A 26061-nucleotide genomic window follows, 5' to 3' on the forward strand; every position below is an offset into this window, starting at 1 on the left:
CTCAGCCGGCGAGGGCTTGGACTACCCGGCTTGGGGACGGTTTGGCTAGTTGGGTGGCCATCCAGGTGCTGGTGGTGACGAGTTTCTCGAGGTCGACGCCGGTCTCGATGCCGAGGCCGTCGAGTTGCCAGAGGAGGTCCTCGGTGGCGAGGTTGCCGGTCGCGCTCTCGGCGTACGGGCAGCCGCCCAGGCCGCCGGCGGAGCTGTCGACCGTGGTCACGCCCTCACGGAGCGCGGTGAGCGTGTTGGCGAGCGCTTGGCCGTACGTGTCGTGGAAGTGCACCGCGAGCTTGTCCACACCGACCCCGGCCGCACCGAACTCCCCGATCAGCGCGACGACCTGGCCCGGTGTTGCGACACCGATCGTGTCGCCCAGCGACAACTCGTGGCACCCGAGGTCGGCCAGCCGTGCGCCGACCTTGACCACCTGGTCGATCGGCACGTCGCCCTCCCACGGATCGCCGTAACACATCGACACGTACCCGCGCACCGCCAGGCCCTCGGCGAGCGCCCGCTGGATCGTCGGCGTGAACATCGCGAACTGGTCGTCGAGCGTGGAGTTGAGGTTCTTCGCCGCGAACGTCTCGGTCGCGCTCGCGAAGATCGCGATCTCCCGGACCCCGGCCGCGAGTGCACGGTCGAGGCCGCGCTCGTTCGGCACCAGGACCGGCGCGCGGACCCCCTCCGGCAGCTCCAGCTGGTCGAGCAACTCGGCGGCGTCGGCCAGTTGGGGGACCCACTTCGGGTGCACGAAACTCGTCGTCTCGACCGTCGTCAGTCCCGCCTCGACCAGCCGCCGGATGAACTCGGCCTTGACCGCGACATCGACGACCGCCGACTCGTTCTGCAACCCGTCCCGCGGCCCGACCTCGTAGATCGTGACCCGCTCCGGCAGTCCCTCGGCCTTCACCAGCTGCGGTTTGCGCATCCTGCTGCCTCCTCGGAGGGCGTCGTCGAGCGTGCCCCGGGATCTCCGCGACAATGCTCGTGATGACATCTCTTGCTGCCATTCTGCGGGGCGTCGAGCGCGGCGTGTTCCCACCCCCGGATCTCGGGCTCACCGTCGTTCCCGCGCCGTCGCACCGGGAGTCGTGCGTGGTCGCCTTCACGGGCCACATCGTCATCGCCGCGGACGTCGATCCGGAATGGGTCGCGGAGCGAATCCCGGCCGGCGATCTGTCCGCGCCGACGAACCCGCCGTTCCTCGCGGCGCTCGAGGAGTTCACCGGCCGCCGGGTCAACGCGATCGACGCGCTGCTGCTCGCCCCGGCTCTCACCGCCCGGGCCGAGCGCGCCGCGGCGACGGCCGGGCTGACCGAACTCGCGGACCACGACCACCCGCGGGTCGAACGCGCCTGGCGGTACCGCGACGACGTCCGGGTGTACGCCGATGCGTACGGCGGGCTCGTGGTGACCGGCCGCGGCCTGGCCGGGCGGCTGGAGTGCGCGATCGAGGTGCCGCCGGACGCCCGCGGTCACGGGTACGGCCGACGGCTCGCGGCGGCCGCGCGGGCGTTGATCGCGCCGGACGCGTCGATCTGGGCCCAGGTCACACCGGGCAACGCCGCGTCGCTGCGCACCTTCCTCGCGGCCGGCTACAAGCCTGTGGGATCCGAAGCCCTGCTGGTGAAGTGACCAGTGGGTGAACAGGTCGTTGCTGAAAGCACCCAATGCACAGCTGTGGATAACCCTGGGGACAACCGCGTTCAGGCCGGTCGGCGGTGGTATCGGGGATCGCGGCCGGCGTAGAAGGTCGTGCGGTAGACACCGCGGATGATCTCCGCCTCGTAGCCGTCGAGCTCCGGCATCCCGAGGTCGCGCGCGATCGCCAGCTCGGCGTGCGCGTCGTACGGAACCCGGACGAACTGGATCGAGTACGGCGCCGGGTCGGGTGAGTCCAGGATCCCTTCGAGGATCACGTATCCGGGCGTCGGGTCACCGAGGCTGTTGCCGACCGAGCCGGTGTTGAAGAGCGTCCGCCCGCGGTCCTCCTCGTAGAACGGGTCGTGGATGTCGGCGTACCCAACGATCACCGGCAGCGGCCCGTCCCCGGTCGCCGGGGTGTTCTCGAAGAAGCTCGCGTACTGCGCTTCGTCGTGATCGAACACGATCCGATGGTGAACGCTCGTCGACGACGCGTGGAACAACCGCACCTGCCGGCCGCTCAGCAGGAAGTCATGGCAGAACGGCAGCCCGCGCAACCAGGCCCACTGGTCCTCCCGCAACTCGTTCTTCCACCACCGCAGCCCTTCGCTGTCCTCGGACCGCTCGGGATCAGGCAGGAAGTCGTCCCAGTTCCCCAGGATGTTCACCTCGCAGACCTCGCGACACCGATCCACCACAGCCTGCCCGCGCGGCCCCTTCCCCACGTAGTCCCCGAGGTTGAACACCCGCCCGATCCCGCGCTCCCCAAGATCCGCCAGCACCGCCTCCAACGCCGTCAGGTTCCCGTGCACATCCGAAATCAGCGCGATCCGATCCACACGGCCATGCTTTCATCCGCCCGGACCGCACGCGCCTCGAGCGACGGGCGACGCAAGCCCGAGTGCTATGCGGACCGCGTGCCGTCGGAGTCACCAGCCGCCGGAGGGACCGGCGTCTCCGGTAGTGGCGCCGGCCTGGACCTTGGGGCTGGGGTGTGGCGCGGACGGGTGGGTCCGGCCGCCGGCGTTTCGGCTGTTCGCGCGACCGCCGCCGGATGGACGGCTGCCACTCGATCGGGGCATGGAGGCCCCAGAACTGCCGCCGCCCGCTTCTCCCGCAGAGTGCGCCGCCGCCCCCGCGAAGGCCCCGGCAGCCTTGCGCGCCGCGGCAGCAGCAACACCCGCCGGCCCCAACGCCGCACCACCCGCAGCCTTCGCCCCAGTGGTCGCCGCCCCGGTCGCCCCAGCCCCCGACGCGCCGGCCCCGGACGCCCCCGCGCCACCGGAGGACGCCGTACTGAGGCCGCCGTGAGCGCCGCCGGATGATCCGACGTTCATCGCGCCGCTCGGCAACGAGCTCATGTCAGGACCCGTACCGCCCATCCCTGCCGCGCCGCCCGCGACCGCCGCAGTGACCGGCACCGCGAGGCGCAGAAGGGCCGGCAGGGCGAGGATCGCGAGGAGCATCATCATCAAGGCGGTGAGCGACTTCATCAGGCTGGTGTCCGAGCCGAGCATCTGGTCGTCCTTCAGCTTGATGGCGGCCGCGTAGATCAGCGCCGCGGCCGGCTTGTAGGCGATGAAGCCCAGGGTCCACGCGCAGTACTTCTTCAACCAGGCTCTGCCGACCTCGGTGTTGGTCGCGGCCGCCGCGAGGGGCAATGTCGCACCGAGCAGCACCAGCATCGCCGATCGAATCAGCATCAACACGATCTGGATCAGCGACGCCCACGCCGCCATCTGCCCGAGGAGTATCAGCATCAGAGCGGACGTGATCCCCGAACCCCCGCCGTAGTCGGACGGACTGATCAGCATGCTCCGGATCGTCGACGAGAACGACTCGCCTCCGACTGCGGCGTTCACGACCTTGACGGCGAACTCGTCCGAGGCGGTGATCAAGAGCTGGATCGCGGCCGTCCCGGCTCCGGAGACGACGATGAAGGTCAGTAGCGCCTTGAGCAACTCCTGGAGAGGCTTCGCTCGCTGCTCCCACGCCATCCGCATTCCGGCGATGACGATCGCAATGGTGAGGATCCCGAGGGTGAGTTTGAGCGTCTGACCGTGCACGAACGCAACCGTCTTGGTGTCGGTCCAGGTATGGCCGTCGTCGGTGCTGGTGGCGAGCTGGACCGGGATCTTGGGTTTGACCCAGAACGTCGCGAGTGAGTTCAGGATCGTCGAGAAGAACTCGGTCGAGGTCCGATTGGCCGTGTCGATCCAACTGCTGGCGACGGACTGCACGCCGTCCACCACGTGGCATTTCATGTCCATCGGGGAGCACATCAGATACCACTCCACTTCACGAAGTCGCCGAGGTCGCGGTGTTGGGAGAAGGGGGCGCCGACGGGCTCGCCGGGTGGTGGGGGCTGGAGGCGCCAGTCGCCGTGGTGCCAGACCAGCGTCAGGTTGGCGCTCATGTACACGGACTCGACGGGCATCGCGAGCATGACGGTCACGCGGTCCTGGCCGGCGTCGATGATCCGGTAGCCGGCGACCTGGACGGTCGAGGGGTCGCCCGAAGGCTCCGCCGTGGCGACCTGGCGGAGCAGGCTGTCGGTCGCCGTCCCCGGGACCATCAGCTTCTTCACCGTCGGGACGAGCTTGCTCTGGTCCGCGATGGCCGCGATCGCGTTGTACGCCGCGTAGACCGCGCCGGTCGGCGAGTGCGCGAAGCAGTGCCGGAAGCCGTCGGTGTCGGTCTTGCCCGGCCCGAACGTTGAGGACCGCGGCACGATGACGCGTCGGCTGACGTCCCAGCCGTCGGCCGTCGGCGCCGCCGACGGAAGAGCTTGGTCACCCGCGGGAAGGCCGCAGACGCTCGTCCGCCCCTGGCTGCCTGCGCCGCTGGACTCGGGCGCCGGCGCGCCTGACGTGGCAGGCGCTGATGCCGGATCGTTGGTGGGCTGAGCCGAGGACGCGGTGACCGGCTGGGCCGCGGCGCTCGCCGGAGTGGCGTCGTGCCCGCCCGCGAAGATGATGACGACGCCGCAGATCAGCACCGCGCCGACGACGATGCAGGCCGCGATGAATCCGGCGCCGTACGGCGACTTCTCGTCCTGGTCCTTGCTCATCCGACTCCCCGTTCCGTTGGTGCACAACCTCACGGATCAAGGCTCGCAAAAATCGCCGGACCGCCGCGGAAGTTATCCACAGGCCCAAAGAGTCAGCTCCCGGGGCTCGTGTATCTCGGCATCATCTTGGTGAAGAAGGAGTAGCCCAGGACGAAGACCACGGCGCCGGCGAGCGGGGAGAGGAAGGTCAGCCAGGTGGGAAGCGGGACGTCGGCGGTGCGGCCGAGGAGGACGGTCGCCGGGAGGAAGGAGATGAAGGCCATCGGGACGAGCGTGCAGAAGGCGTAGAAGACGCCCCGGCCGAACATGGTCAGCGGGTAGCCGGAGAACTGGGTGATCGAGGTGTCGGCGAAGATCCGGAGGGAGAACGTGGAGGTGGCGACGAAGGAGAGGCCGCAGAAGAAGGTCTGGATGCCGGTTTCGACCAGGCCGCCGCCGACGACCGCGAGCAGCAGGTAGACGACCTTCGCCCCGGTCCAGTCGATCGGCGCCTGCCAGCTGAAGATGATCAGCGCGCCCGCGCCCAGCATGGCGTCGCCGAGCGACATCAGCGGGAACCACCGCGTGACCAGCTGCAGGAACGGGTTCACCGGGCGCAACAGGACCCGGTCGAACTCGCCGTCGCGGACCATCTCGTCGAGCAACCGCAGCGATCCGAACGGGACGACGTACAAGGCGTGCGACGCGAGCCGCATCGCGAACACGAACGCGACCTCGGGGAAACCCCAGCCCCCGATCAGACCGAACTTCCCGAGGAGGACACCGAGGAACAGCAACTGCGTGCCCTGGTAGGCGACCCCGCCCATCAGCGTGGTCCAGAAGTTCACGCGGTACTGCAGCTGCGCCCGCAACGCGGCGCGTTCGAGGATGACGTACTGGCGGAACCACGTCTGCTCAGCCACCCTGCACCACCACCCGGTAGCGCGCCCGCCGCCACACCAGCTCGAGTACGACGACCAGTACGGCCACCCACGCTAGCTGTACGGCGACCAGCGCCAGCGCCTCGCCGCCGCGCGTCTGACCGAGATAGATCGACACGGGTGTGTACACCTGCGCCTGGAACGGCAGCCATTCGACCGACGCCCGCAACCATCCGGGCATGAACCACAACGGAATCAACGACCCCGAGAGGAACGCGCTCCCGAACCGGTACACGATCAACGGCCCGCTGACCTCGAACGTCCAGAACGTCACCATCGACACGATCAGGTTGCACAGCATCGCGACCACGACGCCACCGACGGTCGCGACGACCGAGAGGAGTCCCGCAGCCCATCCGGGCGGAACCGTCAGCGCACCGAGGACCGCGGCGGCCGCGAGGCCGATCGCGCCGAGGGGCAGCCGACCGAGCAGTACGCCGAGGTTCTGCCCGAAGACCTGCCACATCAGGCCGAGCGGCCGCGTCAGGTCGGTCGCGATCTGCCCGTTGCGGATCCGCATCGGCAACGACGAGAACTGCCAAGGAAGGAGCACCGATTGCAGGCAGGCCGCAATCGCCGCATACGCAACCGCCGTCCCGGCGTCGATGCCGCCGACCGGCCCGCGCCCGGAGTACACGATCCGCCAGACCGCGATCGCGAGGACGACCTGGATGACCAGCGTGACCGCGCCGGTGATCAGGTCGCCGCGGTAGATCAGGACGGATCGCGTCCCGGCACGGGTCATCCCGCGGAACGCCCTGAGCTGCGTCGCCGTAGTCACGTCAGCAAGCCGTCGTACAGCTGCGAGATCACATCGGTCAGCCGTGGATCGACGATGGACAGCTCGTCCACCTCGTACACCTGCGACGCCCGCGCGATCAGCTCGGGCGTGGTGATCTCGCGCGGGTCGAAACGCAGGACGACGCTGCGGTCCGGGTACGGGAGGACGGTGCCGACGGCGCCGGCGTCGACCTCGGTCGCGAACGGGATGTCGGCGACGCGGCGGATGCTGCGTTCGGCCAGCGTGAGGACGAGGAAGCGGTACGGCATGAAGCGTTCCTTCAGCCGGGACAGGTCACCGTCGTACAGAACCGTGCCCGAGTCGATCACGATGATGCGCTGGCAGAGTCGCTCGACGTCGTCCATGTCGTGCGTGGTCAGCACCACCGTCGTTCCGGCGGACCGGTTGGTCTCAGCGATGAACTCGGTCAGCCGGGCCTTCGCCACGACGTCCAGACCGACGGTCGGCTCGTCCAGGAAGAGGATCGACGGTTCGTGCAGCATGGCGGCGACCAGATCGCCGCGCATCCGCTGGCCGAGCGACAGCGAGCGGACCGGCGTGTCCAGGAAGTCGGAGAGGTCGAGCAGTTCGGTGAAGAGGCCGACGCGCTTGCGGTAGGTCGATCGATCGAGGTCGTAGAGATCCGCGAGGACCTCGAACGAGTCCCGGAGGGGAAGGTCGTACCAGAGTTGGGTTCGCTGGCCGAACACGACGCCGATGTTGCGGGCGTTCCGGGCGCGGTCCCGGGACGGCTCCAGGCCTGCGACCCGGCAGACGCCGGACGTCGGGGTGAGGATCCCGGTGAGCATCTTGATCGTGGTCGACTTGCCGGCGCCGTTCGGCCCGAGGTACCCGACGAGCTCGCCGGGCTCGACTACGAAGTTCACCCCGTTCACCGCACGGGTGATGTCTCGCTGAGTGCTGAACAGCGCCCGCAGCCGCGGCAACCGGCCTTTCAGGACGGCCGGTCTGCTGAACTCCTTGACCAGCTCGGCCGCCTCGATCACCGCCATGCGTACCCTCCCCAGCGAGCGCGTCCGGTCATCCTCCCACCGTTCCGGCGGCGACGCAGGTTGTATTTCACCGTTCTAGACCAGATGCGCCGCAGAGCGTCCGTTACGCTCAGAAGACTTACGATTAGGGGTCGATCTGTAGCCGAGAGGTCACCCCGTGTAGCGAAGTGACCTAGTCAGCTAATAGAGTCCGCGCATGACCATCGCGCCTTCGCTTTGCTCGCCCCTAGCGCTCGCCGATGCAGAACCCACTCGCGCTGCCGAACCCTGGGAGAGCGACGTGCTGACGGCCTACGGCCTGTTGCGAGAAGCAGCAGCAGAGCTGGATCACCTGATGCGCCATTCTCTGAAGCGCAGTGGACTGCAAATGGCAATGTTCGAACTGTTGCTGCGGCTTGCCCGCAGCCACGGTGAGAAACAGCGTCTGACCTCTCTCGCCCGGGAGCTGACCGTCACCACCGGCGGCATCACCCGGCTGGTCGACCGTGCCGAGAACCTCGGCCTGGTCCGCCGCGAGCCTTGTCCTGACGACGCCCGCGGCTCGTTCGCGGTCCTGACCGAGGAGGGGAAGCGGCGGCTGCGCGAAGCACTGCCGGACCACCTGCTCGAGATCGACAGCCTCTGGATGTCCCAGCTGGCCGACGAGCGGGACGTCGTCCTCGGCAAGCTCCGTCGAGTCCGGGACAACGCCCGCCGCTGGCCGAACGGCCGCCCGGGCCTCGGGCCGATCACGCCCGACCGGATCTGACCGACTTCACAACTACACAAGAGCATTACCCGCGACTAACGGATGGGGCGCCCGACTGGTGTCGGGCGCCCCGCCGCGTAATGGTTGAGAAGTGAAACAACCCCCGGATCAGCCGCGACCCGGCAGCACAAGGTCCCACGAGGCCGGCGTCGACCGGCCCGGAGGAAGTGCGTCGCCGGTCACTTCCGGCGGTCCCGGGAACCAGCCCGGCGACTGGCCTACCTACGCGCCGGGCGGTGCGGGTGAGGTCGGCCGCGAAACCGGCGACCAGTCGACCGGCGGATCAGCCCACACATCGGACGGTGGAGCGGCCGGCGGATCGGCCCGCACCTCGGACGGTAGATCGGCCCGCGCATCGGACGGTGCGTCGGCCCGTGGATCGGGCGGTGGATCGGGCGGTGGATCGGCCCGTGGATCCGGTGGTGGATCGGGACGTGGGGGCGGATCTCGGGCAGCTGCGCGGGGCGTTTGGTGGCGTGGTGCGCTCGGTGGGGTTTTGGCTGCTCTTGCCGGGCTGGCCGTCGGGAGTGTGGCGGCGGGCGTTCTGGGGACACCGCAGACGCCGGTGGTGGCGATCGGGTCGGCGTTCATCGACCGGGTGCCGCCCTGGATGAAGGATCTCGCGATCTCCTGGTTCGGGACGCACGACAAGACCGCGCTCCGGGTCGGCATCCTGATCGTCGTCGCGGCCCTCGCCGCGGTCGGTGGGATTCTCGCCGTACGGCGGTTCTGGGCCGGCGCACTGATCACGATCGCACTCGCCGGTGTCGCGGTCGCCGCAGCTGTCACCCGCGCCGACTCCGGCCAGACCGGGTTCCTCCCGTCGGCGCTCGCCGGTGTGACCGCCTTGGTCATCCTCAGACTCTTCAGCCGCCGGCTCGAACCGCTGCTCGACTTCCCGGACGACGGCGTCAGTCGCCGCGGCTTCCTGCAGTTGTCGGCCGGTGTCGCGCTCGGCTCCGCCGCGGTCGCCGCGGCCGGCAAGATCGTCGGCGGGAACCGCGCCGCCGTGGCGGACGCCCGCAAGCAGCTCCGCCTTCCGCAGCCGCCCACCCTGGCGCCGCCCGCCGGCGTCCAGGCCGACGGCGCCGTACCGTGGGCGACTGCGAATGAGGACTTCTACCGCATCGACACCGCCCTCTCGGTGCCGCAGATCGTGCCCGCGGACTGGAAGCTGCGCATCCACGGCATGGTCGACCGCGAGCTCACCCTGAGCTTCGACGATCTGCTCAAGCGCCAGGTCATCCACAAGTGGGTCACGTTGACGTGCGTCAGCAACGAAGTCGGCGGCGACCTGATCGGCAACGCGTTGTGGTCCGGCGTATTACTGAAGGATCTGCTCGAGGAGGCCGGTCCGGCGCGGGACGCGGACGCGATCCAGTCGACGTCGAAGGACGGGTTCACCGCCGGTACGCCGCTGCCGACGTTGCTCGACGACCGGCAGGCGATGCTCGCGTTCGCGATGAACGGTGAGCCGTTGCCGGTCGAGCACGGGTTCCCGGTGCGGATCGTCGTCCCGGGGCTGTACGGCTACGTGTCGGCGACGAAGTGGCTGGTGGACATCGAGGTCACCCGGTTCGACCGGTTCGAGGCGTACTGGACGCCGCGCGGGTGGTCGGCGCTCGGCCCGATCAAGTTGTCGTCGCGGATCGACACTCCGCTCGGAAAGAAGGTCGACCCGGGACCGGTGACGGTCGCCGGCGTGGCCTGGGACCAGCATGTCGGGGTGTCCAAGGTCGAGGTCCGGGTCGACGGGGGCCCTTGGCAACAAGCCACGCTGGCCACGGACCCGTCGATTGACACCTGGCGGCAGTGGCACTGGACGTGGAACGCGCCGCGCGGCACGCACGTGCTGCAGGTCCGGGCGTTCGACGCGAAGGGCAATCCGCAGGTCGAGTCGTCGGCGCCACCGGCTCCGGACGGCGCGACCGGACTGCACACGGTCAGCGTGAAGGTCGGCTGACCGCGTCCAGCACCATCGGCAGGAACGTGTGCTCGAGCGAGCCGGACGGCACCTTCCGCGGCTCGAGCAGGCTCTGCGAGCGAGCCCCTTCGTGCAGCGCGATCACCATCCGGACGAACTGCTCCGCAGGAACGGTCAGCTCCAGCCCGCCGGCCTCGGCGATCTGCTCGACCAGTCCGGTCAGACTCGTGCGGAACATCGCACGCTGCTGGTTCAGCGCCTCGGCCGCCGCCGGGTCGCGCAGTGCGTGCAGCGTGAACTCGGCCGAGATCAGGTGCCACTGCCGTTGGTCCGGCGCGGCCTCGTCGAGCAGCCCCAGTACGGCGTCGAGCAGCGTGCCGGGCTGCGTGGCGAGCTCGGGGAGCAGCGCCTCGATCTGCTCCAGCAGCCGGTCGGTCGTGGCCTGGAACAGCGCGAGCACCAACTCGTCCTTGGACCCGAAGTTCGAGTAGAAGGCGCCGCGGGTGAATCCGGCCCGCTCGCAGATGTCCTCCACCGACGCGCCGTGGAAGCCGCGCTCGGCGAACACCTCCAGGGCTCCCTCGAGAAGTCGGGCCCGGGTGTTGGAGCGGCGGCGCTTGGGCGTTTCCATAGGAGTAGGATACAGTTCTGTATTGAATACACAACCGTATTGAACGGGGATGCAGGATGGAGCTCGAGGCCACCGGGATCAGCGTGCGGGGTCCGCACGCGCCGATGCTGCACGCCACGTCACTGTCGGTCGCGGATCATCAGGTGGTGCTGCTGACCGGATACCCGGGCGCCGGCCACGTGGCCGCGTCACTCGGTCTGTCCGGGCGGCTGAAGCTCGACACCGGTTCGGTCCGCCTCAACGGCAAGGCTGAGCCGGCCCTGCTGCGACGACACGTTGCCGTGGTCGACGCGCCGGGCATCACCGAGCCGGACGACGCCCTGCCCGTTCAGACCGTTGTGGGCGAGGAGTTGGCCGTCGCGGGTCGCAAGGCCGGGCGCAAGGCCGTTCTGGAGTGGCTGAACGAGCACGACGCGGCAGAGCACGCCGACAAGCGGTTCGAGCACCTCCCGGTCGCCGTGCGCACCAGACTGCTCACGGAGCTCACGGTGGCGCGCCCTGACGTACAGATGGTCATTCTGACCATGCCGGATCGCCACGGGGGCGATCCGCACGGCTGGTACGAGCTGGGCCGCGGGTTGGCGGCACAGGGGTACGGCGTGATCATCACGTGCTCTGACGCGTCGGCCCGGCTGCTGGACGTCAAGGCCGCCCGGATGGGTGAGACGGACCAGCCCGACCCGGTGCAGGTCACCCCGATCTCTCCGGTGGAGCCAGTCACCCCAATCGAGGAAGAAGTGGAGACAGAGGCGTGACCGCGCTGCGGATGGCCCTGAGTGAGTTACGGCGTCTGACGGCCGGACGGCTGCCCAAACTGGCCGTGGTGGCGCTGCTGCTGGTGCCGGTGCTGTACGGCGGCCTGTACCTGTACGCGAACCACGATCCGTACGGCCGGCTGAACAAGATCCCGACCGCGGTCGTCGTCGAGGACGCGGGTACGACGCTCGCGACCGGCGAGAAGCTCAACGTGGGACCGCAGGTCGCGGACGAACTGGTGAAGTCGAAGAGCTTCGACTGGCACCAGGTGGACCGTGCCGACGCGACCCAGGGGGTGTCCGACGGCAAGTACGAGTTCGCTCTGGTGCTGCCGAAGACCTTCTCGGCCGACCTGGCGTCGAGTGCGGACTTCACGCCGCGGCAGGCGGAGCTGGAGCTGCTGACGAACGACGCCAACAACTACATCGCGCACACGATCGCCAACCAGGTCGTCGCGCAGGTGACGAAGACGGTCGCGTCACAGGTCAGTGAGACCGCGGCATCGCAGTTGCTGGCCGGGTACAACACCATCCACAAGAACGTGAGTTCCGCAGCCGCCGGTGCCGCCAAGCTGCAGAACGGGCTGACCTCGGCTGCGACCGGCGTCGCGAAGCTGCAGTCCGGTGCGTCGCAACTCAACACCGCACAGAAGCAGCTGTCTGCCGGCGCGACACAGCTGGCCGCCGGGGCGACCCAGGCGTCGCGGGGCGCGTCATCCTTGGCGACCGGCGCAGCAAAGCTCGACAACGGTCTGGACACGTTGCAGGAGAAGACCGCAGCGCTGCCGAAGCAGACGAAGCAGCTGGCGGCCGGTGCGGATCAGGTTGCTGACGGCAACGAGAAGATCGCCGGCGCGGGACGCCAGGTGGCGACCGCGTCCAGCACGCTGGTGAAGGACCTCAAGACCTTCGACACCCAGCTGGCGGCGCGGTTGCGAGCCCAGGGGCTGAGCCAGCATCAGATCAACGTGGTGCTGACCGAGACGGCGAAGCTGCGTACTCCCGTCGTACAGGCGAACACCAAGATCCAGTCGACGTCCAAGCAGCTCAACACGCTCGCCACGGGGGCGCGGAAGGTGTCGAACGGCGCTTCCGCTCTGGCCAAGGCGACACCTGCTCTGACGAACGGCATCCGTACGGCGTCCAGTGGGGCGCATCAGCTCAGCACAGGCGCTAGCCAGCTCAAGACCGGGCTGGGCACCCTGCAAACCGGTGCACAGAAGCTTGCTGCTGGAGAGAAGCAGGCCGTGACCGGGCAGGGGCAGTTGCTGACCGGTGCGAACAGCCTGGCGACCGGTGTGGGTCAACTGAAGACCGGTGCGACGCAACTGAGCACCGGCCTGCACAACGGCGTGAAGCAGATCCCCAACCCGTCAGCGGATCAGCGCAAGGCGGTCGCCGAGACGCTCGGTGCACCCGTCACGCTGCAGAACGTCTCGCAGGCCACGGCCGACAGCTACGGCGCCGGTCTGGCTCCGTTCTTCCTCTGCCTTGCCTGCTGGATCGGTGCGTACGTCCTGTTCCTGCTGGTGCGGCCGCTGTCACCGCGAGCGCTCGCAGCCTTGCAGTCGCCGTTCCGGGTGGCGCTCGGCGGCTGGTTGCCGCCTGCGCTGTTCGGCGCGATCCAGGCCACGCTGGTCTTCGTCGCCGTCGTCCTCGGCCTCGGCATCCACGCCGCGCACCCGTGGCTGACCGTCGGTTTCCTGATCCTGACGTCGTTCACCTTCGTCGCGATCCTGCACGCGCTGTCCGCGTGGTTCGGCGCTGTGGGCAAGTTCCTCGGCCTGGTCCTGATGGTCATCCAGCTGGTCAGCGCCGGCGGCACGTTCCCGTGGCAGACGATTCCGGGGCCGCTGTACTTCTTCCACCACGCCCTGCCGATGAGTTACGCCATCGACGGCGTCCGCCACCTGATGTACGGCGGCCCGGGTGCCTCCCTCGGCGGAGACCTCCTGGCCCTCGCCCTCTGGTTCACCGCCGCCCTCACCGCTTCCACCCTCGCCGCCCGCAACCAACGCGTCTGGCCGGCCAAGAAGCTTCAGCCAGAGCTGGCTCTGTAGGTCCTAGCTGTTCACGAAGGTCGCGGTGCGGCTGATGAGTTCGTGGGTCGTCGGTTGGTCGAAGAAGGTGATGAGGGCTTCGTAGGTGCCTGCCTCGGCGGCCGACGGGTCCACCACGTAGCCGTAGTAGCCGTCGGTGTAGCCGACGACCCGGGTGACGGGGTAGATGCTGTCGGACTGGAGGCAGGCGCCGTGGACCGCGAACAGCTCGACCGGAAGATTGATCCAGCACACGTCGCCCATGGTGACCCTGCTGATGTTGAGGTCCAGAGCCGGCGGGAGCGACGCGGCGGCCATCAGGACCTGGCCGCGGGCTCCGTCCAAGCGGGTCTGCGAGATGCGGCCCGAAGGGTCGTCGGCCGTGCTGACCCGGCTCTCCACAACGGACGCCAGCCTCTCGGACTCGTCCACAGGCGGGACCGATCGCACAGGCAAAGTCAGAGTGGTACGACGGATTGCCGGCGCCGACTGCGGTAGATCGAGCCCCGGGCCGGCCAGAGCTTCACGGACACGCGCGGCCAGCAACCCACCCAGCCGGGCGACCTCGGCCGCGCCGCGACCCTGACGGGTGAAGCGCGGACTGACGTCACCGGCCGCACCTTGCAGAAAGCCGACCACAGCGGGAGCCAAGGCGGCACGGGCGGCGCCGGGCCAGTCGGCGGAGTACTGCAGGTTCTCCGGGCCGTACGTCGTCGGGTGGCACGCGAAGTCCAGCAGCACCGCCTCGAGAGCGCCGGAAGCGCCGTGCAACGCGAGGATGCCGGCGGTGTTGTCGTGCGGCCCGTTCTTGCGATGCCGGTTGGTCCCGACGCCGACGACCTCGATCGAATGCCAACTCGCCGTCACCGGCTGCCGCTCCAGCCGGGCCCCGCGCACCGCGCCGACCAACGAGTCGACCAGCACACATTCGCGTTCGGCCGGGATCACCGGATGGATCTCACCGGTCCACCCGGACGGGCCTGAGTGCGTGTGCGACGCGGACACCACGACCTGCGACGGCGGGATGCCGGCGGCGGCTCCGGCGGCCGCCGCGAGCTCCGATGAGAGCGCGCTCCCGACGGCAATCGCGTCGAGCGTGAGCCACAGCACGCCCGGATCGTCCTTGGTGGACAACCAGATCAGCGTTGCGTGAAGCGGGTCCGCGGTGCCGGTCGAGAGCCCGGCGCGGGCGGCGTACCCGTCGAGCCGATGGCCGGGCGGCGGCGTGACGTCCAAGGACGTCGCGGCCAGAAGGAGTTCGTTCACGTGAAGTCTCCAGCTGTCGTACCGGCTCGGATCGGACGATGCCTGCCAAGATATACGGTCAACACCGTAATTATCGAGGATGCGGATGCGCGACGATCAGGTCGGCGTACGGCCCCACCGAACCCGTGGCGAGACGTTCGGCGCCGTCGAGCGAGTTGCCGGCCGCCACTGTCAGTCTTGCTCGCCCGGGCAAGGCCTCGCGGACCGGCGTCAGCAACTGTTCCCCGGCACCGTCGAACAGGCCGCCGACGCACGCGACCGGCACCGGCCCTTCGCCGGCCAGTTGGGCGACCGCGGCGCCGATCGTCTCGGCGATGTCGCCGGCCGCCCGGACCAGCAGCTCGACGGCGACCGGATCCCCTTCGCCCGCACACCGCAGGACCTCGGGGGCGAACCGGGCCACGTCGTCGACCAGCGTGGTCGACCGGTAGAGCGCGACCGGATCGAGCGCGGTGTCCGCGAGCTTCGTCATCGGACCGCGACCGTCCCGGGCCCGCTGGACGGCGACCAGGCCGGCGCGACCGATCGCGAACGCACTGCCGGCGTCGCCGAACAGGTACCCGTGGCCGTCGAGCTTGCGCCACGTACCGTCGCGATCCACCGCGAGACAGACCAGCCCCGTGCCGGCGGCCACCACCACGCCGTACCCGTCCGGTAACGCGCCGGCGTGGGCCGTGACCATGTCCTGGGTCAGGCGCACCTCGCCGGCGTCGAGCAGCTCAGCGACATCGGCGGCGAACCGCTCGGCGGCGCCGTGGGCCTGCGGGTAGCCGGTCAGGCCGAGCGCGACGACGTCCACCTGACCGTCCACCTCGGCCTCGGCCGCAGCGATGCGGATCGCGTCCAGCAGCTTGGACACGGCATCAGGTCCGTGCGTGTAGCCGGGCCCTTGGCCGGTCCGTCCGGACGGGAGGACACGAAGACGGAGCGCGGACTGGCCGCCGTCGATGGCGATGCGCGTCATTGGATGGTCCCGGGGTGGATAGTCCTGACAATTCCTGACAATGCTGAAAGGAGAGTACCCACACGATCCCGCTACCGGGGAAGGGCTGCCTCGAACTGATTCAGCAGCGTCGCCAGCCGTACGCCGGTGAGCTGGATGCTCGGATGCATCCAGTCGTTGAGGATCGGGTCCTCGCCGGCCAGGTGGTCCGACAGCTCGGTCTGGCTCAACTCGAAGACGTGCGCCGGGTTGCCGGTCAGGTCGACGACGGTCTGCATCAGCCGGCCGACCTGGTCCTCCCAGAGCGCGGCCTCGAGGTCGTCGCGGTCCGGACGGATCAGCAACAGGTCCACGTCGCTGTCGAGCTCACCGTCACCGCGGGCGATCGCGCCGTACACACTCGCGTGCACCGGCGGGATCCGCCAGCCGCCGATCTCGTCGGCGAGCCGGGCGATCAACATCCCGCGGAGATTCGCGAGCTGCTCGACGATCGGCGCGACCAGGTGCTTGCGATTGAGGCGGTACAGCAACGAGTTCCCGAGATCGTCCACATGCACGAGCCCGGTCGCAGCCAGCCGCTGCAGCACGAGCCGCACACCCGCGACACTCCCGGCCCCGGCCAGCTTGTGAATCTGCCGCCCCGACAGCCCGTCCTCGGCCCGGGCCAGCACCTCCAGCACCGGCCCGTCCAACGACGGCACCACAGTGCTGATCGGGCTCTTCAGATCCATAACCCGAACCACAGTAGTGATCACCGCGCCGCGCAAGTAATCACCATGACGGGTCAGCTACCCCGGATCGTTCGGTTCGCCAACGAGAAGGACTGTCCGCCGCATGCCTCGAACTGCGTTGGTGATCGGAGCCGGGATCGTACCGGCGGGCGTTCAAGTCGCAGCGGTTGCTGATCCCGGTCGACGCGTTCTACGAGTGGCTGGAGACCGACCAGGTCGGGAAGTCGGCAGGAAGTTGAAGCAGCCGTTCGCGCTACCAGCCGGTCGACGGCTCGACGCTGACGTTGGCCGGGCTATGCCGGACGTGTCGGTCGCCGTCAAGAGCCGTGGGTTCCACCCGCCGGCGGCTGCTGGTTGTTTCCCGTGCCGCCGAGTCCCGGTGCCTGAGGTTGTGAAGTGGAGGGTTGTCGAGGTTGACCGCCGCGAGGAGGCAGGGACAGGCAGACGGGTGGTAGCGACGCCGGCGTCGGACTCGCCGGCACCGGGTTGCGGACCACGTTCGGCGGGGTCGTGCGGTAGTCGGAGCCGCGCGTGATCGCGTCCTCGTCATCGCCCTCGTTGTCGTCGCGATCTGCATTGTTCCCTGGGCGAGCAGGCCGGCTGGTGGGCGTCGGGCCTGGCGCCGGTCCGCCACCTAACTGCGGCGGCGGGCATATCGCCTGGTCGGAAGTGGAACCCGGCGACGGTTCGGCGTTCGGCGCGTTCTCAGCTGGATCTGAGGCGCTCTTACCTGTCCGGGAGTCGGCCAGCAGACCTTGATCGAATCCGAGCATCATCAGTCCCGTACCGGTCAGACCGGCGACCGTGACACCGGCGGCGGCTGCGGCCGATCGGCGCAGCAGAGTGCGTCGGCGGCGGAAAGAAGACAGAGATGGGTTCGTCATGGCGTCGGCCTCCGTCCGCCACAGCCGCAATCCGCGCGGCCGGCTGTACCGGTCATGCGACTACGGTCGCGAACGAGCGATCAGGCGGACGCCAAGAGAACATCAAATCGAGCTCAAGTTCCGCTGCAGTCCTCGCGTGGGCCGCATGAGCACGGCGGTGCTGCACCAACGAATTCAATCATCGGCGTTGGGATCCAGTGGTGGTCAACCGACCGAGCCACAGTCCGTCATCCTGCTGCCGACGAAGGTCACCCGAATGTGGGCCCAGCCCGCGAGTACAGGCTGACCCAACCAGGCACCCAGCCACTCTCGTCATTCTTTCTCTTTCTTCCTGAGACCTCCGAAGAACCTCCGCCCTGTCTTCACGTCCTTCCTTCACGGCTCCCTTCCCCTTCCACTTCCCCCGCCTGGCAAGAAACAAGCACGCTTGATTCTTTTTGTGGGGCGTGGGACGCTCGGCTGGACGGGTGGCTCGCGAGGGAGTGTGGCGTGCAACTGGACGAAGTGCTGGCGGATCTTTGGGCTGAGAGTGCTGAGCTGGATCGGTTGGTGGGTGGGCTCGCGGCGGAGGAGTGGGCGACGCCTACGCCGGCTGAGGGGTGGACGATCGCGCATCAGATCGCTCATCTGACCTGGACCGACGAGGCGACGCAGCTGGCCGTGACCGACCCTGAGGCGTTCAAGGCGTCGCTGCAGACGGCCGCAGCGAGTCCCACGACGTACGTCGACGACGGCGCCGCGGAGACTGCCGCGTTGCCGCCGGACCAGCTGCTGACCTACTGGCGGGAGACCCGGGCCGAGGTCGCCGAGGTGCTGAAGAAGGTGCCGCCCGGCGAGAAGGTGCTGTGGTACGGGCCGCCGATGAGTCCGACGTCGATGGCGACGGCGCGTCTGATGGAGACGTGGGCCCACGGGCAGGACGTGTTCGACGCCCTCGGCGTCCAACGCCAGCCGTCGAACCGTCTGCGGCACGTCGCGCATCTCGCGGTCCGCACGCGGGACTTCGCGTACCTGCTCAACGACCGCACACCGCCCGCCGAGCCGTTCCGCGTCGAACTGACCGGCCCGGACGGTGACGTGTGGACCTGGGGACCTGAGGATGCAGCGCAGCGGGTGACCGCGCCGGCCCTCGACTTCTGCCTGCTCGCCACGCAACGCCGGCACCGGGACGACCTGTCCGTGCGAGCGGAGGGCGCGGACGCCGAGGAGTGGTTGGGGATCATCCAGGCCTTCGCCGGGTTGCCGGGGAAGGGGCGTCGGGCGGGGCAGTTCGGATGACCGAGGCGCTGCGCATCGGTAACGCGTCCGGGTTCTACGGGGACCGGTTCAGCGCGGTGCAGGAGATGCTGACCGGTGGGCCGCTGGATGTGCTGACGGGCGATTACCTGGCCGAGCTGACGATGCTCATCCTCGGGCGGGACCGGATGAAGGACCCGGGCCTGGGGTATGCGAAGACGTTCCTCAAGCAGCTCGAGACCGGGTTGGGCGAGGCGCTCGACCGAGGCGTGAAGATCGTCAGCAACGCGGGCGGTCTCAACCCGTCGGGGCTCGCCGCGGCGATCGCCGACCTGGCGGAGCGGCTCGGGTTGCATCCGAAGATCGCGTACGTCGAAGGCGACGATCTCGTCGGCCGAGCGCAGGAGCTGCGGCTGGGCGCGCCGTTGACCGCCAATGCGTACCTGGGCGCGTGGGGTATCGCCGAGGCGCTGCAGGCCGGTGCGGACGTGGTGGTGACCGGGCGGGTCACGGACGCGTCCGTGATCGTCGGCCCGGCCGCGGCACACCACGGCTGGAAGCGGACGCAGTACGACGAACTCGCCGGGGCGGTCGTCGCCGGGCACGTGATCGAGTGCGGTTGTCAGGCGACCGGCGGGAACTACGCGTTCTTCACCGAGATCCGCGACTTCGGGCGGCCTGGGTTCCCGATCGCGGAGATCCACGCGGACGGCAGCAGCGTGATCACCAAGCACGACAACACCGGCGGCGCGGTCACGATCGACACGGTCAAGGCACAACTGCTGTACGAGGTCGGCGACGCCCGGTACGCCGGTCCGGACGTCACAAGCCGCCTCGACACGATCGAGCTCACCGCCGACGGCCCCGACCGCGTCCGGATCTCCGGGGTCCGCGGCGAGGCCCCGCCGCCGACGTACAAGGTCTCGCTGAACAGCGTCGGCGGTTTCCGCAACGAGGTCGACTTCGTCCTCACCGGGCTGCAGCTGGAGCAGAAGGCCGAGCTGGTGCAGCAGCAGCTCGAGCAGGCGCTGCCGAAACGGCCGGCCGAGCTGAAGTGGACGCTGGCCTGGACCGAGAAGCCGAACGCCGAGTCCGAGGAGGAGGCCAGCGTCTTCCTCCGGTGCGCAGTCAAGGATCCGGACCAGCAGGTCGTCGGCCGCGCGTTCAGCAGCGCGGCGATCGAGCTGGCGCTGGCGAGCTACCCCGGCTTCCATGTCACCGCGCCGCCCGGCGACGGTTCGCCGTACGGCGTTTTCCGCGCCGGGTACGTCGACATCCACGAGGTGGAGCACGTCGTCGTACTGCCCGACGGATCGCGGCAGGTCGTCGACCCCGCGCTCGAGACGCGGCCGCTGCGGCCGGTCGACGACATCGAGGCGCCGATGCCGCTGCTGCACCTGTCCAGCGGACCGCCGCGCACTCGCGAGGTCCCGCTCGGCCGGATCGCCGGCGCGCGATCGGGCGACAAGGGCGGCGACGCGAACGTAGGCGTGTGGGTCCGCGACGAGAAGGCTTGGCGCTGGCTCGCGCACTCCCTCACGATCGAGCTGTTCCAGACGCTCCTGCCGGAGACACGGCCGCTGACCGTCACGCGCTACCTGCTTCCGAACCTGTGGGCGCTGAACTTCGTCGTCGAGGGCCTGCTCGGTGAGGGCGTAGCGGCGCAGGCACGGTTCGATCCACAGGCGAAGGCGCTCGGCGAGTGGCTGCGGTCGCGGTACGTCGACGTGCCGGAGGTGTTGTTGTGAACGACTTCCGGGAGTCCGTACGGCGGTTCATGGCGGCCGAGGTGCTGCCGCATCTGGACCAGTGGGAGCGGGACGGCGAGCTGCCGCGGGAGCTGCACAAGAAGGCCGGCGCTCTCGGGTTGCTGGGCGTCGGATTCCCGGAAGCGGTCGGTGGTGGCGGCGGATCGCTGCTAGACGCGATCGACGTCGTCGAGGAGATGCACTACGCGGGCGGCTCCGGCGGCCTCGTGGCCGCACTCCTGACCTGCGGCATCGCACTTCCGCACATAATTGCTAGCGGCAACGAAGAGCAGATCGAGCGGTGGGTTCGGCCGACGTTGGACGGCGAGTTGATCGGGGCGCTGGCCATCACGGAGCCGGGCGGCGGGTCGGACGTGGCGTCACTTCGTACGACGGCGCGGCGCGAGGGTGACGTGTTCGTGGTGAACGGCGCGAAGACCTTCATCACGTCGGGGTGTCGTGCGGATTTTGTGACGACAGCTGTTCGCACCGACGGCCCGGGAGCGCACGGCATCAGTCTGCTGGTCATCGAGGCTGGGTTCGGTGTGTCGCGGCGGTTGGAGAAGATGGGCTGGCTGTGCTCCGACACGGCCGAGCTGTCGTTCGACAACGTGCGGGTGCCGGTGGGCAACCTGATCGGCGCGCCTGGCAGTGGGTTCGTCCAGCTGGCCGTGAACTTCGTTGCGGAGCGGTTGACGTTGGCTGTGCAGGCTTATGCCGGGGCTCAGCGGGCGCTTGATCTGACCGTCGAGTGGTGCCGTCAGCGCGAGACATTCGGGCGGCCGTTGATTTCTCGGCAGACGGTGCAGCACACGCTGACCGAGATGGCGCGGCGGGTGGATGTGGCCCGGGTCTATGTGCGCGACGTGGCGCGGCGCGCGGACGCGGGCGCGGACGTGATAGCTGAGACCTGTTTCGCCAAGAACACCGCGGTCGCGGCGGGACAGTGGGTCTGTGACCAGGCGCTGCAGCTGCACGGCGGCCTCGGGTACATGCGCGAGGCCGAGGTGGAACGCCAGTACCGCGATCAGAAGATCCTCGCCATCGGCGGCGGGACCACCGAGATCCTGACCGGCCTGGCCTCGAAGAGACTGGGGTTCACCGCATGAGTAACCGTGAGGCGATGCTGGACAAGCTCGCCGCGCTGGACGTCGAGCACGCGAAGGCGCTGGCGGGCGGCGGCGAGAAGTACGTCGACCGGCACCACAAGCGCGGGAAGTTGCTGGCCCGCGAGCGGATCGAGTTGCTGCTCGACCCGGACTCGTACTTCCTCGAGCTGTCGCCGCTGGCCGGCTGGGGATCCGACTTCACCGTCGGCGCCAGCCTGGTCACGGGCATCGGTGTGGTCGAGGGCGTCGAATGCCTGATCACCGCCAACGACCCGACCGTCAAAGGCGGATCCAGCAACCCGTGGACCCTGAAGAAGGCCTTGCGCGCGGATGAGATCGCGCGGGCGAACCGGCTGCCGGTGATCAGCCTGGTCGAGTCCGGCGGCGCGGACCTGCCGACGCAGAAGGAGATCTTCATCCCCGGCGGCGCGATGTTCCGGAACCTGACCCGGTTGTCGGCCGAGGGGATCCCGACGATCGCGCTGGTGTTCGGCAACTCGACCGCAGGCGGCGCGTACATCCCGGGGATGAGCGACTACGTCGTGATGGTCGACGGCGGCGCGAAGGTGTTCCTGGCCGGGCCGCCGCTGGTGAAGATGGCGACCGGCGAGGACGCGGACGACGAGTCGCTCGGCGGTGCGTCGATGCACGCGCGGCAGTCCGGCCTGGCCGACTACTTCGCGGTGGACGAGCCCGACGCGATCCGGCTCGGGCGGCAGATCGTGTCCCGGCTGAACTGGCGCAAACTCGGCCCGCCGTCCGCCCCGTCGTACGACGAGCCGCGCTTCGCCGCGGACGACCTGCTGGACATCGTGCCGGGTGATCTGAAGATCCCGTTCGATCCGCGGGACGTCATCGCCCGGGTGGTGGACGGGTCGGTGTTCGACGAGTTCAAGCCGCTGTACGGGTCCTCGCTGGCGACCGGCTGGGCGTCGGTGCACGGCTACCCGGTGGGGATCCTGGCGAACGCGCGCGGTGTGCTGTTCAGCGAGGAGTCGCAGAAGGCCGCGCAGTTCATCCAGCTGGCGAACCGCGCGAACACGCCGCTGATCTTCCTGCACAACACGACCGGCTACATGGTCGGGCAGGAGTACGAGCAGGGCGGCATCATCAAGCACGGCGCGCAGATGATCAACGCGGTCTCGAACTCGAAGGTCCCGCACGTCTCGATCCTGATGGGCGCGTCGTACGGCGCCGGGCACTACGGGATGTGCGGCCGCGCGTTCGATCCGCGGTTCCTGTTCGCATGGCCGTCGGCGAAGTCGGCGGTGATGGGCCCCCAGCAGCTGGCCGGTGTGCTGTCGATCGTCGCGCGCGCGGCCGCCGACGCGAAGGGGCAGCCGTACGACGAACAGGCCGACCGGCAGATGCGCGCGTACGTCGAAGGTCAGATCGAGGCGGAGTCGCTGCCGATGTTCCTGTCCGGCCGCCTGTACGACGACGGCGTCATCGATCCCCGCGACACCAGAACCGTGCTCGGCATCTGCCTGTCCGCCATCCACTCCGCCCCGGTCGAAGGCACGTCGTCCTTCGGCGTCTTCAGGATGTGACGCGCATGATCTCCTCGGTACTGGTCGCCAACCGCGGCGAGATCGCCCGCCGGATCTTCCGCACGGCCCGGTCGCTCGGCCTGTCCACGGTGGCGGTGTACTCGAGCGCCGACGCGCGGATGCCGTTCGTGGACGAGGCCGATGCGGCCGTTCACCTGCCCGGGAACACACCGGGCGAGACCTATCTGCGGGCGGACCTGGTCGTCGAGGCGGCGCTGCGGGCCGGTGCGGACGCCGTCCATCCCGGGTACGGGTTCCTGTCGGAGAACGCCGCGTTCGCGCAGGCGGTGATCGACGCTGGGCTGACCTGGATCGGCCCGCCCGTGGACGCGATCTCGTCGATGGGGTCGAAGATCGAGGCGAAGAAGCTGATGGTGGCGGCCGGGGTGCCGGTGCTGGCCGAGCTCACGCCCGCCGAGGTGTCCGCCGACGATCTGCCGGTGCTGGTGAAGGCGTCGGCAGGCGGTGGTGGACGCGGGATGCGGGTGGTGTCGCGGCTGGAGGACCTCGCCGCCGAGATCGACGCGGCGTCGGCCGAGGCGCTGTCGGCGTTCGGGGACGGGACGGTGTTCTGCGAGCGGTACCTCGCGACCGGGCGGCACATCGAAGTACAGATCATGGCGGACCGGCACGGGACGATCTGGGCGATCGGCGAACGGGAGTGCTCGATCCAGCGCCGGCACCAGAAGGTCGTCGAGGAGGCCCCCTCGCCACTCGTCGACCGCATCCCGGCGATGCGCGCCGAGTTGTTCGACGCGGCGCGGAAGGCGGCCGCGGCGATCAACTACACCGGTGCCGGGACGGTCGAGTTCCTCGCCGACGAGGACGGGAACTTCTACTTCCTCGAGATGAACACGCGGCTGCAGGTGGAGCACCCGGTGACCGAGGAGACGACCGGGCTCGACCTCGTCGAGCTGCAAATCGCTGTCGCGTCCGGTGAGCAACTGCCGCCCGAGCCGCCGCCCACGGTCGGGCATGCGATCGAGGTCCGGCTGTACGCCGAGGATCCCCAGCACGAATGGCAACCGCAGACCGGAGTGCTGCACCGCTTCGCGCTGGAGCAGCAGGAGGGTCTGCGGGTCGATTCCGGGGTGGTCGACGGGTCGGAAGTCTCGCCGTACTACGACCCGATGCTCGCGAAAGTGATCGCGTACGGGGCCGATCGGGTCGCGGTCGCGCGGCGGCTGGCCGGTGTGCTGGAGCGGGCGACGATCCACGGCGTCGGCACCAACCGGGAGCTGCTCGCGTGGATCCTTCGGCACCCGGCGTTCCTGGCGGGCGACACGGACACCGCGTTCTTCGACACGCACGGGGTCGGGACGACGGTCGACGACTCGGTGGTGCGGACGTCGGCGTTGGCGGCCGCGCTGGCGGATGCGGCGGGACGGCGTACGCCGGTGCGGGTGCCCAGCGGGTGGCGGAATCTGGTGTCGCAGCCGCAGCGGAAGAGCTATCGGTACGGCGACGACGTGGTCGAGGTGGCGTACCGGCTGACGCGGGACGGATTGGTTGTCGACGGCAACACTGCGCTGATTTCCCTGGACCCCGGGAGCGTCGCGCTCGAGGTCGACGGTGTGCGCAGGTCGTTCGAGGTCGCGGCGTACGGCGGGCTCGTGTGCGTGGACTCGGCGCTCGGCGGCGTGACGCTGCGGCCGGTCGAGCGGTTCGTCGATCCGGCCGATCAGGTCGCCGCCGAGTCGTTGGTGGCGCCCATGCCGGGCACCGTGATCCGGGTCGGCGTCGCGGTCGGTGAGGTGGTGAAACAAGGACAGCCGCTGCTCTGGCTGGAGGCGATGAAGATGGAGCACACGATCGCCGCCCCGGCGGACGGCGTCGTCGGCGAGTTGAAGGTGGCAGCAGGACAACAGGTCGAGGTCGGCGCCGTACTGGCCGTGGTTGGGGAGGACGCATGAGCTTCGTCGAGTCGGAAGAGCGCCATGAGCTGCGAAGGGTGGTCGGCGAGCTCGGGAAGAAGTACGGCTACGAGTGGTTCAACCGGCAGGCGCGGACCGGCGGTCACACCACCGAGCTGTGGCTGGAAGCCGGCAAGCTCGGGTTCCTCGGCGTGAACCTTCCCGAGCAGTACGGCGGCGGTGGCGGCGGCATGGCCGACCTGTCGATCGTCCTCGAGGAGCTCGGAGCGGCCGGCTGCCCACTGCTGATGATGGTCGTGTCGCCGTCGATCTGCGGCACGGTGATCTCCCGGTTCGGCACCGACGACCAGAAGCAGCACTGGCTGCCGGGCCTCGCCGACGGTACGACGATCATGGCGTTCGCGATCACCGAACCCGACGCCGGCTCGAACTCGCACCAGATCACCACCACGGCCCGCCGGACGGACGACGGCTGGTCGCTGACCGGGCGCAAGGTGTACATCTCCGGGCTCGACGTCGCGAAGGCGGTCCTGGTCGTCGGCCGCACCGAAGACGCCCGCACCGGAAAGCTGAAACCGGCGCTGTTCATCGTCCCGACCGACGCGCCGGGCGTGGAGTTCCGGCAGATCGAGATGGACCTGATCAGCCCGGACAAGCAGTACGCGCTGTTCCTGGACGACGTACAGCTGCCGCGCGAAGCGCTCGTCGGCTCCGAGGACGCGGCTCTCATGCAACTGTTCGCGGGCCTCAACCCCGAGCGGATCATGGCGTCGGCGTTCGCCATCGGGATCGCTCGGCACGCGCTCGGCAAGGCGACGGCGTACGTCAAGGAACGCCAGGTGTGGAACCAGCCGATCGGTGCGCACCAGGGGATCGCGCACCCGCTGGCGCAGATCAAGATCGAGCTCGAGCTGGCCCGGCTGATGATGCAGAAGGCGGCGGCGTTGTACGACGCGGGCGACGACCTGGCCGCGGGCGAGGCCGCGAACATGGCGAAGTACGCGGCCGGCGAGGTCGCCGTACGAGCGACCGATCAGGCAGTGCAATCGCTCGGCGGGAACGGTATGACTGTCGAGTACGGCGTTGCGTCACTGGTCGCGGCCGCACGCGCGACCCGGATCGCCCCGGTCAGCCGGGAGATGATCCTGAACTTCGTCGCACAGCACAGCCTCGGGTTGCCGAAGTCCTACTGAGA

Annotated in this window: 22 protein-coding genes and 1 pseudogene; 12 read left to right on the top strand and 11 right to left on the bottom strand. The window is 69.1% G+C overall.

Annotated elements, in window-relative coordinates:
• Nucleotide 1 precedes the first annotated feature (1 nt).
• Nucleotides 2-928, bottom strand: a complete 927-nt coding sequence (locus AB0I12_RS27065) for a hydroxymethylglutaryl-CoA lyase (RefSeq protein WP_359934689.1) — start codon at nucleotides 926-928, stop codon at nucleotides 2-4.
• A 62-nt stretch (nucleotides 929-990) separates the two neighbouring features.
• Here AB0I12_RS27065 and AB0I12_RS27070 point away from each other — a divergent pair, with 62 nt between their 5' ends.
• Nucleotides 991-1635, top strand: coding sequence for a GNAT family N-acetyltransferase (locus AB0I12_RS27070; protein ID WP_359934691.1), 645 nt, complete (start codon nucleotides 991-993; stop codon nucleotides 1633-1635).
• Nucleotides 1636-1706: 71 nt separating this feature from the next.
• Here AB0I12_RS27070 and AB0I12_RS27075 read toward each other — a convergent pair whose 3' ends face one another.
• The 6 genes from AB0I12_RS27075 to AB0I12_RS27100 all read right to left on the bottom strand — a co-directional run bounded on the left by AB0I12_RS27075 (nucleotide 1707) and on the right by AB0I12_RS27100 (nucleotide 7428).
• The gene (locus AB0I12_RS27075; RefSeq protein WP_359934693.1) at nucleotides 1707-2483 is read right to left on the bottom strand and encodes a metallophosphoesterase family protein; all 777 of its coding nucleotides are present in this window, start codon (nucleotides 2481-2483) and stop codon (nucleotides 1707-1709) included.
• A gap of 90 nt (nucleotides 2484-2573) precedes the next feature.
• A complete protein-coding gene (locus AB0I12_RS27080) occupies nucleotides 2574-3914 on the bottom strand; it encodes a hypothetical protein (RefSeq protein WP_359934695.1) in 1341 nt (446 codons plus the stop codon).
• An 11-nt stretch (nucleotides 3915-3925) separates the two neighbouring features.
• The gene (locus AB0I12_RS27085; protein WP_359934697.1) at nucleotides 3926-4714 is read right to left on the bottom strand and encodes a hypothetical protein; all 789 of its coding nucleotides are present in this window, start codon (nucleotides 4712-4714) and stop codon (nucleotides 3926-3928) included.
• Nucleotides 4715-4806: 92 nt separating this feature from the next.
• A complete protein-coding gene (locus AB0I12_RS27090) occupies nucleotides 4807-5616 on the bottom strand; it encodes an ABC-2 family transporter protein (RefSeq protein WP_359934699.1) in 810 nt (269 codons plus the stop codon).
• Nucleotides 5609-6415, bottom strand: a complete 807-nt coding sequence (locus AB0I12_RS27095; protein ID WP_359934701.1) for an ABC-2 family transporter protein — start codon at nucleotides 6413-6415, stop codon at nucleotides 5609-5611. Before AB0I12_RS27095 ends, AB0I12_RS27090 begins: the two co-directional genes overlap by 8 nt.
• A complete protein-coding gene (locus tag AB0I12_RS27100; protein WP_359934703.1) occupies nucleotides 6412-7428 on the bottom strand; it encodes an ATP-binding cassette domain-containing protein in 1017 nt (338 codons plus the stop codon). Before AB0I12_RS27100 ends, AB0I12_RS27095 begins: the two co-directional genes overlap by 4 nt.
• 367 nt (nucleotides 7429-7795) lie before the next feature.
• Between AB0I12_RS27100 and AB0I12_RS27105 the strand changes: the two genes are divergently transcribed.
• Together AB0I12_RS27105 and AB0I12_RS27110 are read left to right on the top strand one after the other, a co-directional pair.
• Nucleotides 7796-8176: a MarR family transcriptional regulator gene (locus tag AB0I12_RS27105; RefSeq protein WP_355693484.1), complete on the top strand. Its 381-nt coding sequence runs from the start codon at nucleotides 7796-7798 to the stop codon at nucleotides 8174-8176.
• 496 nt (nucleotides 8177-8672) lie between these two features.
• Nucleotides 8673-10139 carry a molybdopterin-dependent oxidoreductase gene (locus tag AB0I12_RS27110; RefSeq protein WP_359934705.1) on the top strand — a complete coding sequence of 489 codons (1467 nt, stop codon included), beginning with the start codon at nucleotides 8673-8675 and terminating at the stop codon, nucleotides 10137-10139.
• Here the strand turns inward: AB0I12_RS27110 and AB0I12_RS27115 are convergent.
• Entirely contained in the window at nucleotides 10120-10731 is a 612-nt protein-coding gene (locus AB0I12_RS27115) for a TetR/AcrR family transcriptional regulator (protein ID WP_359934707.1), read from the bottom strand. The two genes, AB0I12_RS27110 and AB0I12_RS27115, sit on opposite strands and share 20 nt — an antisense overlap.
• A gap of 56 nt (nucleotides 10732-10787) precedes the next feature.
• Here AB0I12_RS27115 and AB0I12_RS27120 point away from each other — a divergent pair, with 56 nt between their 5' ends.
• Complete coding sequence (locus tag AB0I12_RS27120; RefSeq protein WP_359934709.1) at nucleotides 10788-11486, top strand: hypothetical protein; 699 nt, start codon at nucleotides 10788-10790, stop codon at nucleotides 11484-11486.
• The gene (locus tag AB0I12_RS27125; RefSeq protein WP_359934711.1) at nucleotides 11483-13546 is read left to right on the top strand and encodes a YhgE/Pip domain-containing protein; all 2064 of its coding nucleotides are present in this window, start codon (nucleotides 11483-11485) and stop codon (nucleotides 13544-13546) included. The genes AB0I12_RS27120 and AB0I12_RS27125 overlap by 4 nt, the downstream gene beginning before the upstream one ends.
• A gap of 3 nt (nucleotides 13547-13549) precedes the next feature.
• Here the strand turns inward: AB0I12_RS27125 and AB0I12_RS27130 are convergent, their stop codons facing one another.
• The 3 genes from AB0I12_RS27130 to AB0I12_RS27140 form a co-directional block, all read right to left on the bottom strand.
• Nucleotides 13550-14791 carry a hypothetical protein gene (locus AB0I12_RS27130; RefSeq protein WP_359934713.1) on the bottom strand — a complete coding sequence of 414 codons (1242 nt, stop codon included), beginning with the start codon at nucleotides 14789-14791 and terminating at the stop codon, nucleotides 13550-13552.
• Nucleotides 14792-14861: 70 nt separating this feature from the next.
• Entirely contained in the window at nucleotides 14862-15755 is an 894-nt protein-coding gene (locus tag AB0I12_RS27135) for a BadF/BadG/BcrA/BcrD ATPase family protein (RefSeq protein ID WP_359934715.1), read from the bottom strand.
• Nucleotides 15756-15826: 71 nt separating this feature from the next.
• Nucleotides 15827-16465, bottom strand: coding sequence for a hypothetical protein (locus tag AB0I12_RS27140; protein WP_359934717.1), 639 nt, complete (start codon nucleotides 16463-16465; stop codon nucleotides 15827-15829).
• A gap of 143 nt (nucleotides 16466-16608) precedes the next feature.
• Between AB0I12_RS27140 and AB0I12_RS27145 the strand changes: the two are divergent.
• The 7 genes and pseudogenes from AB0I12_RS27145 to AB0I12_RS27175 all read left to right on the top strand — a co-directional run.
• Nucleotides 16609-16704: pseudogene (locus tag AB0I12_RS27145) on the top strand (SOS response-associated peptidase); the annotation flags it as partial.
• A gap of 1134 nt (nucleotides 16705-17838) precedes the next feature.
• The gene (locus AB0I12_RS27150; protein WP_359934719.1) at nucleotides 17839-18627 is read left to right on the top strand and encodes a TIGR03084 family metal-binding protein; all 789 of its coding nucleotides are present in this window, start codon (nucleotides 17839-17841) and stop codon (nucleotides 18625-18627) included.
• Entirely contained in the window at nucleotides 18624-20333 is a 1710-nt protein-coding gene (locus AB0I12_RS27155; protein ID WP_359934721.1) for an acyclic terpene utilization AtuA family protein, read from the top strand. The genes AB0I12_RS27150 and AB0I12_RS27155 overlap by 4 nt, the downstream gene beginning before the upstream one ends.
• Nucleotides 20330-21442, top strand: coding sequence for an acyl-CoA dehydrogenase family protein (locus tag AB0I12_RS27160; RefSeq protein ID WP_359934723.1), 1113 nt, complete (start codon nucleotides 20330-20332; stop codon nucleotides 21440-21442). The genes AB0I12_RS27155 and AB0I12_RS27160 overlap by 4 nt, the downstream gene beginning before the upstream one ends.
• Nucleotides 21439-22992 carry a carboxyl transferase domain-containing protein gene (locus AB0I12_RS27165; RefSeq protein WP_359934725.1) on the top strand — a complete coding sequence of 518 codons (1554 nt, stop codon included), beginning with the start codon at nucleotides 21439-21441 and terminating at the stop codon, nucleotides 22990-22992. Before AB0I12_RS27160 ends, AB0I12_RS27165 begins: the two co-directional genes overlap by 4 nt.
• A 5-nt stretch (nucleotides 22993-22997) precedes the next feature.
• Entirely contained in the window at nucleotides 22998-24905 is a 1908-nt protein-coding gene (locus AB0I12_RS27170) for a biotin carboxylase N-terminal domain-containing protein (RefSeq protein ID WP_359934727.1), read from the top strand.
• Nucleotides 24902-26059: an acyl-CoA dehydrogenase family protein gene (locus tag AB0I12_RS27175; protein ID WP_359934729.1), complete on the top strand. Its 1158-nt coding sequence runs from the start codon at nucleotides 24902-24904 to the stop codon at nucleotides 26057-26059. The genes AB0I12_RS27170 and AB0I12_RS27175 overlap by 4 nt, the downstream gene beginning before the upstream one ends.
• The last annotated feature ends 2 nt before the right edge of the window (nucleotides 26060-26061 follow it).

This window comes from Kribbella sp. NPDC050459 (assembly GCF_040655315.1).
In the GTDB taxonomy this organism is placed as follows: Bacteria; Actinomycetota; Actinomycetes; order Propionibacteriales; family Kribbellaceae; genus Kribbella.

Coding starts and splice junctions, on each gene's coding strand:
- AB0I12_RS27085 (WP_359934697.1), bottom strand. CDS start 4,714: ATGAGCAAGGACCAGGACGAGAAGTCGCCGTACGGCGCCGGATTCATC.
- AB0I12_RS27165 (WP_359934725.1), top strand. CDS start 21,439: ATGAGTAACCGTGAGGCGATGCTGGACAAGCTCGCCGCGCTGGACGTC.
- AB0I12_RS27140 (WP_359934717.1), bottom strand. CDS start 16,465: ATGGATCTGAAGAGCCCGATCAGCACTGTGGTGCCGTCGTTGGACGGG.
- AB0I12_RS27115 (WP_359934707.1), bottom strand. CDS start 10,731: ATGGAAACGCCCAAGCGCCGCCGCTCCAACACCCGGGCCCGACTTCTC.
- AB0I12_RS27155 (WP_359934721.1), top strand. CDS start 18,624: ATGACCGAGGCGCTGCGCATCGGTAACGCGTCCGGGTTCTACGGGGAC.
- AB0I12_RS27170 (WP_359934727.1), top strand. CDS start 22,998: ATGATCTCCTCGGTACTGGTCGCCAACCGCGGCGAGATCGCCCGCCGG.
- AB0I12_RS27080 (WP_359934695.1), bottom strand. CDS start 3,914: ATGGACATGAAATGCCACGTGGTGGACGGCGTGCAGTCCGTCGCCAGC.
- AB0I12_RS27105 (WP_355693484.1), top strand. CDS start 7,796: ATGGCAATGTTCGAACTGTTGCTGCGGCTTGCCCGCAGCCACGGTGAG.
- AB0I12_RS27175 (WP_359934729.1), top strand. CDS start 24,902: ATGAGCTTCGTCGAGTCGGAAGAGCGCCATGAGCTGCGAAGGGTGGTC.
- AB0I12_RS27120 (WP_359934709.1), top strand. CDS start 10,788: ATGGAGCTCGAGGCCACCGGGATCAGCGTGCGGGGTCCGCACGCGCCG.
- AB0I12_RS27070 (WP_359934691.1), top strand. CDS start 991: ATGACATCTCTTGCTGCCATTCTGCGGGGCGTCGAGCGCGGCGTGTTC.
- AB0I12_RS27100 (WP_359934703.1), bottom strand. CDS start 7,428: ATGGCGGTGATCGAGGCGGCCGAGCTGGTCAAGGAGTTCAGCAGACCG.
- AB0I12_RS27065 (WP_359934689.1), bottom strand. CDS start 928: ATGCGCAAACCGCAGCTGGTGAAGGCCGAGGGACTGCCGGAGCGGGTC.
- AB0I12_RS27135 (WP_359934715.1), bottom strand. CDS start 15,755: ATGACGCGCATCGCCATCGACGGCGGCCAGTCCGCGCTCCGTCTTCGT.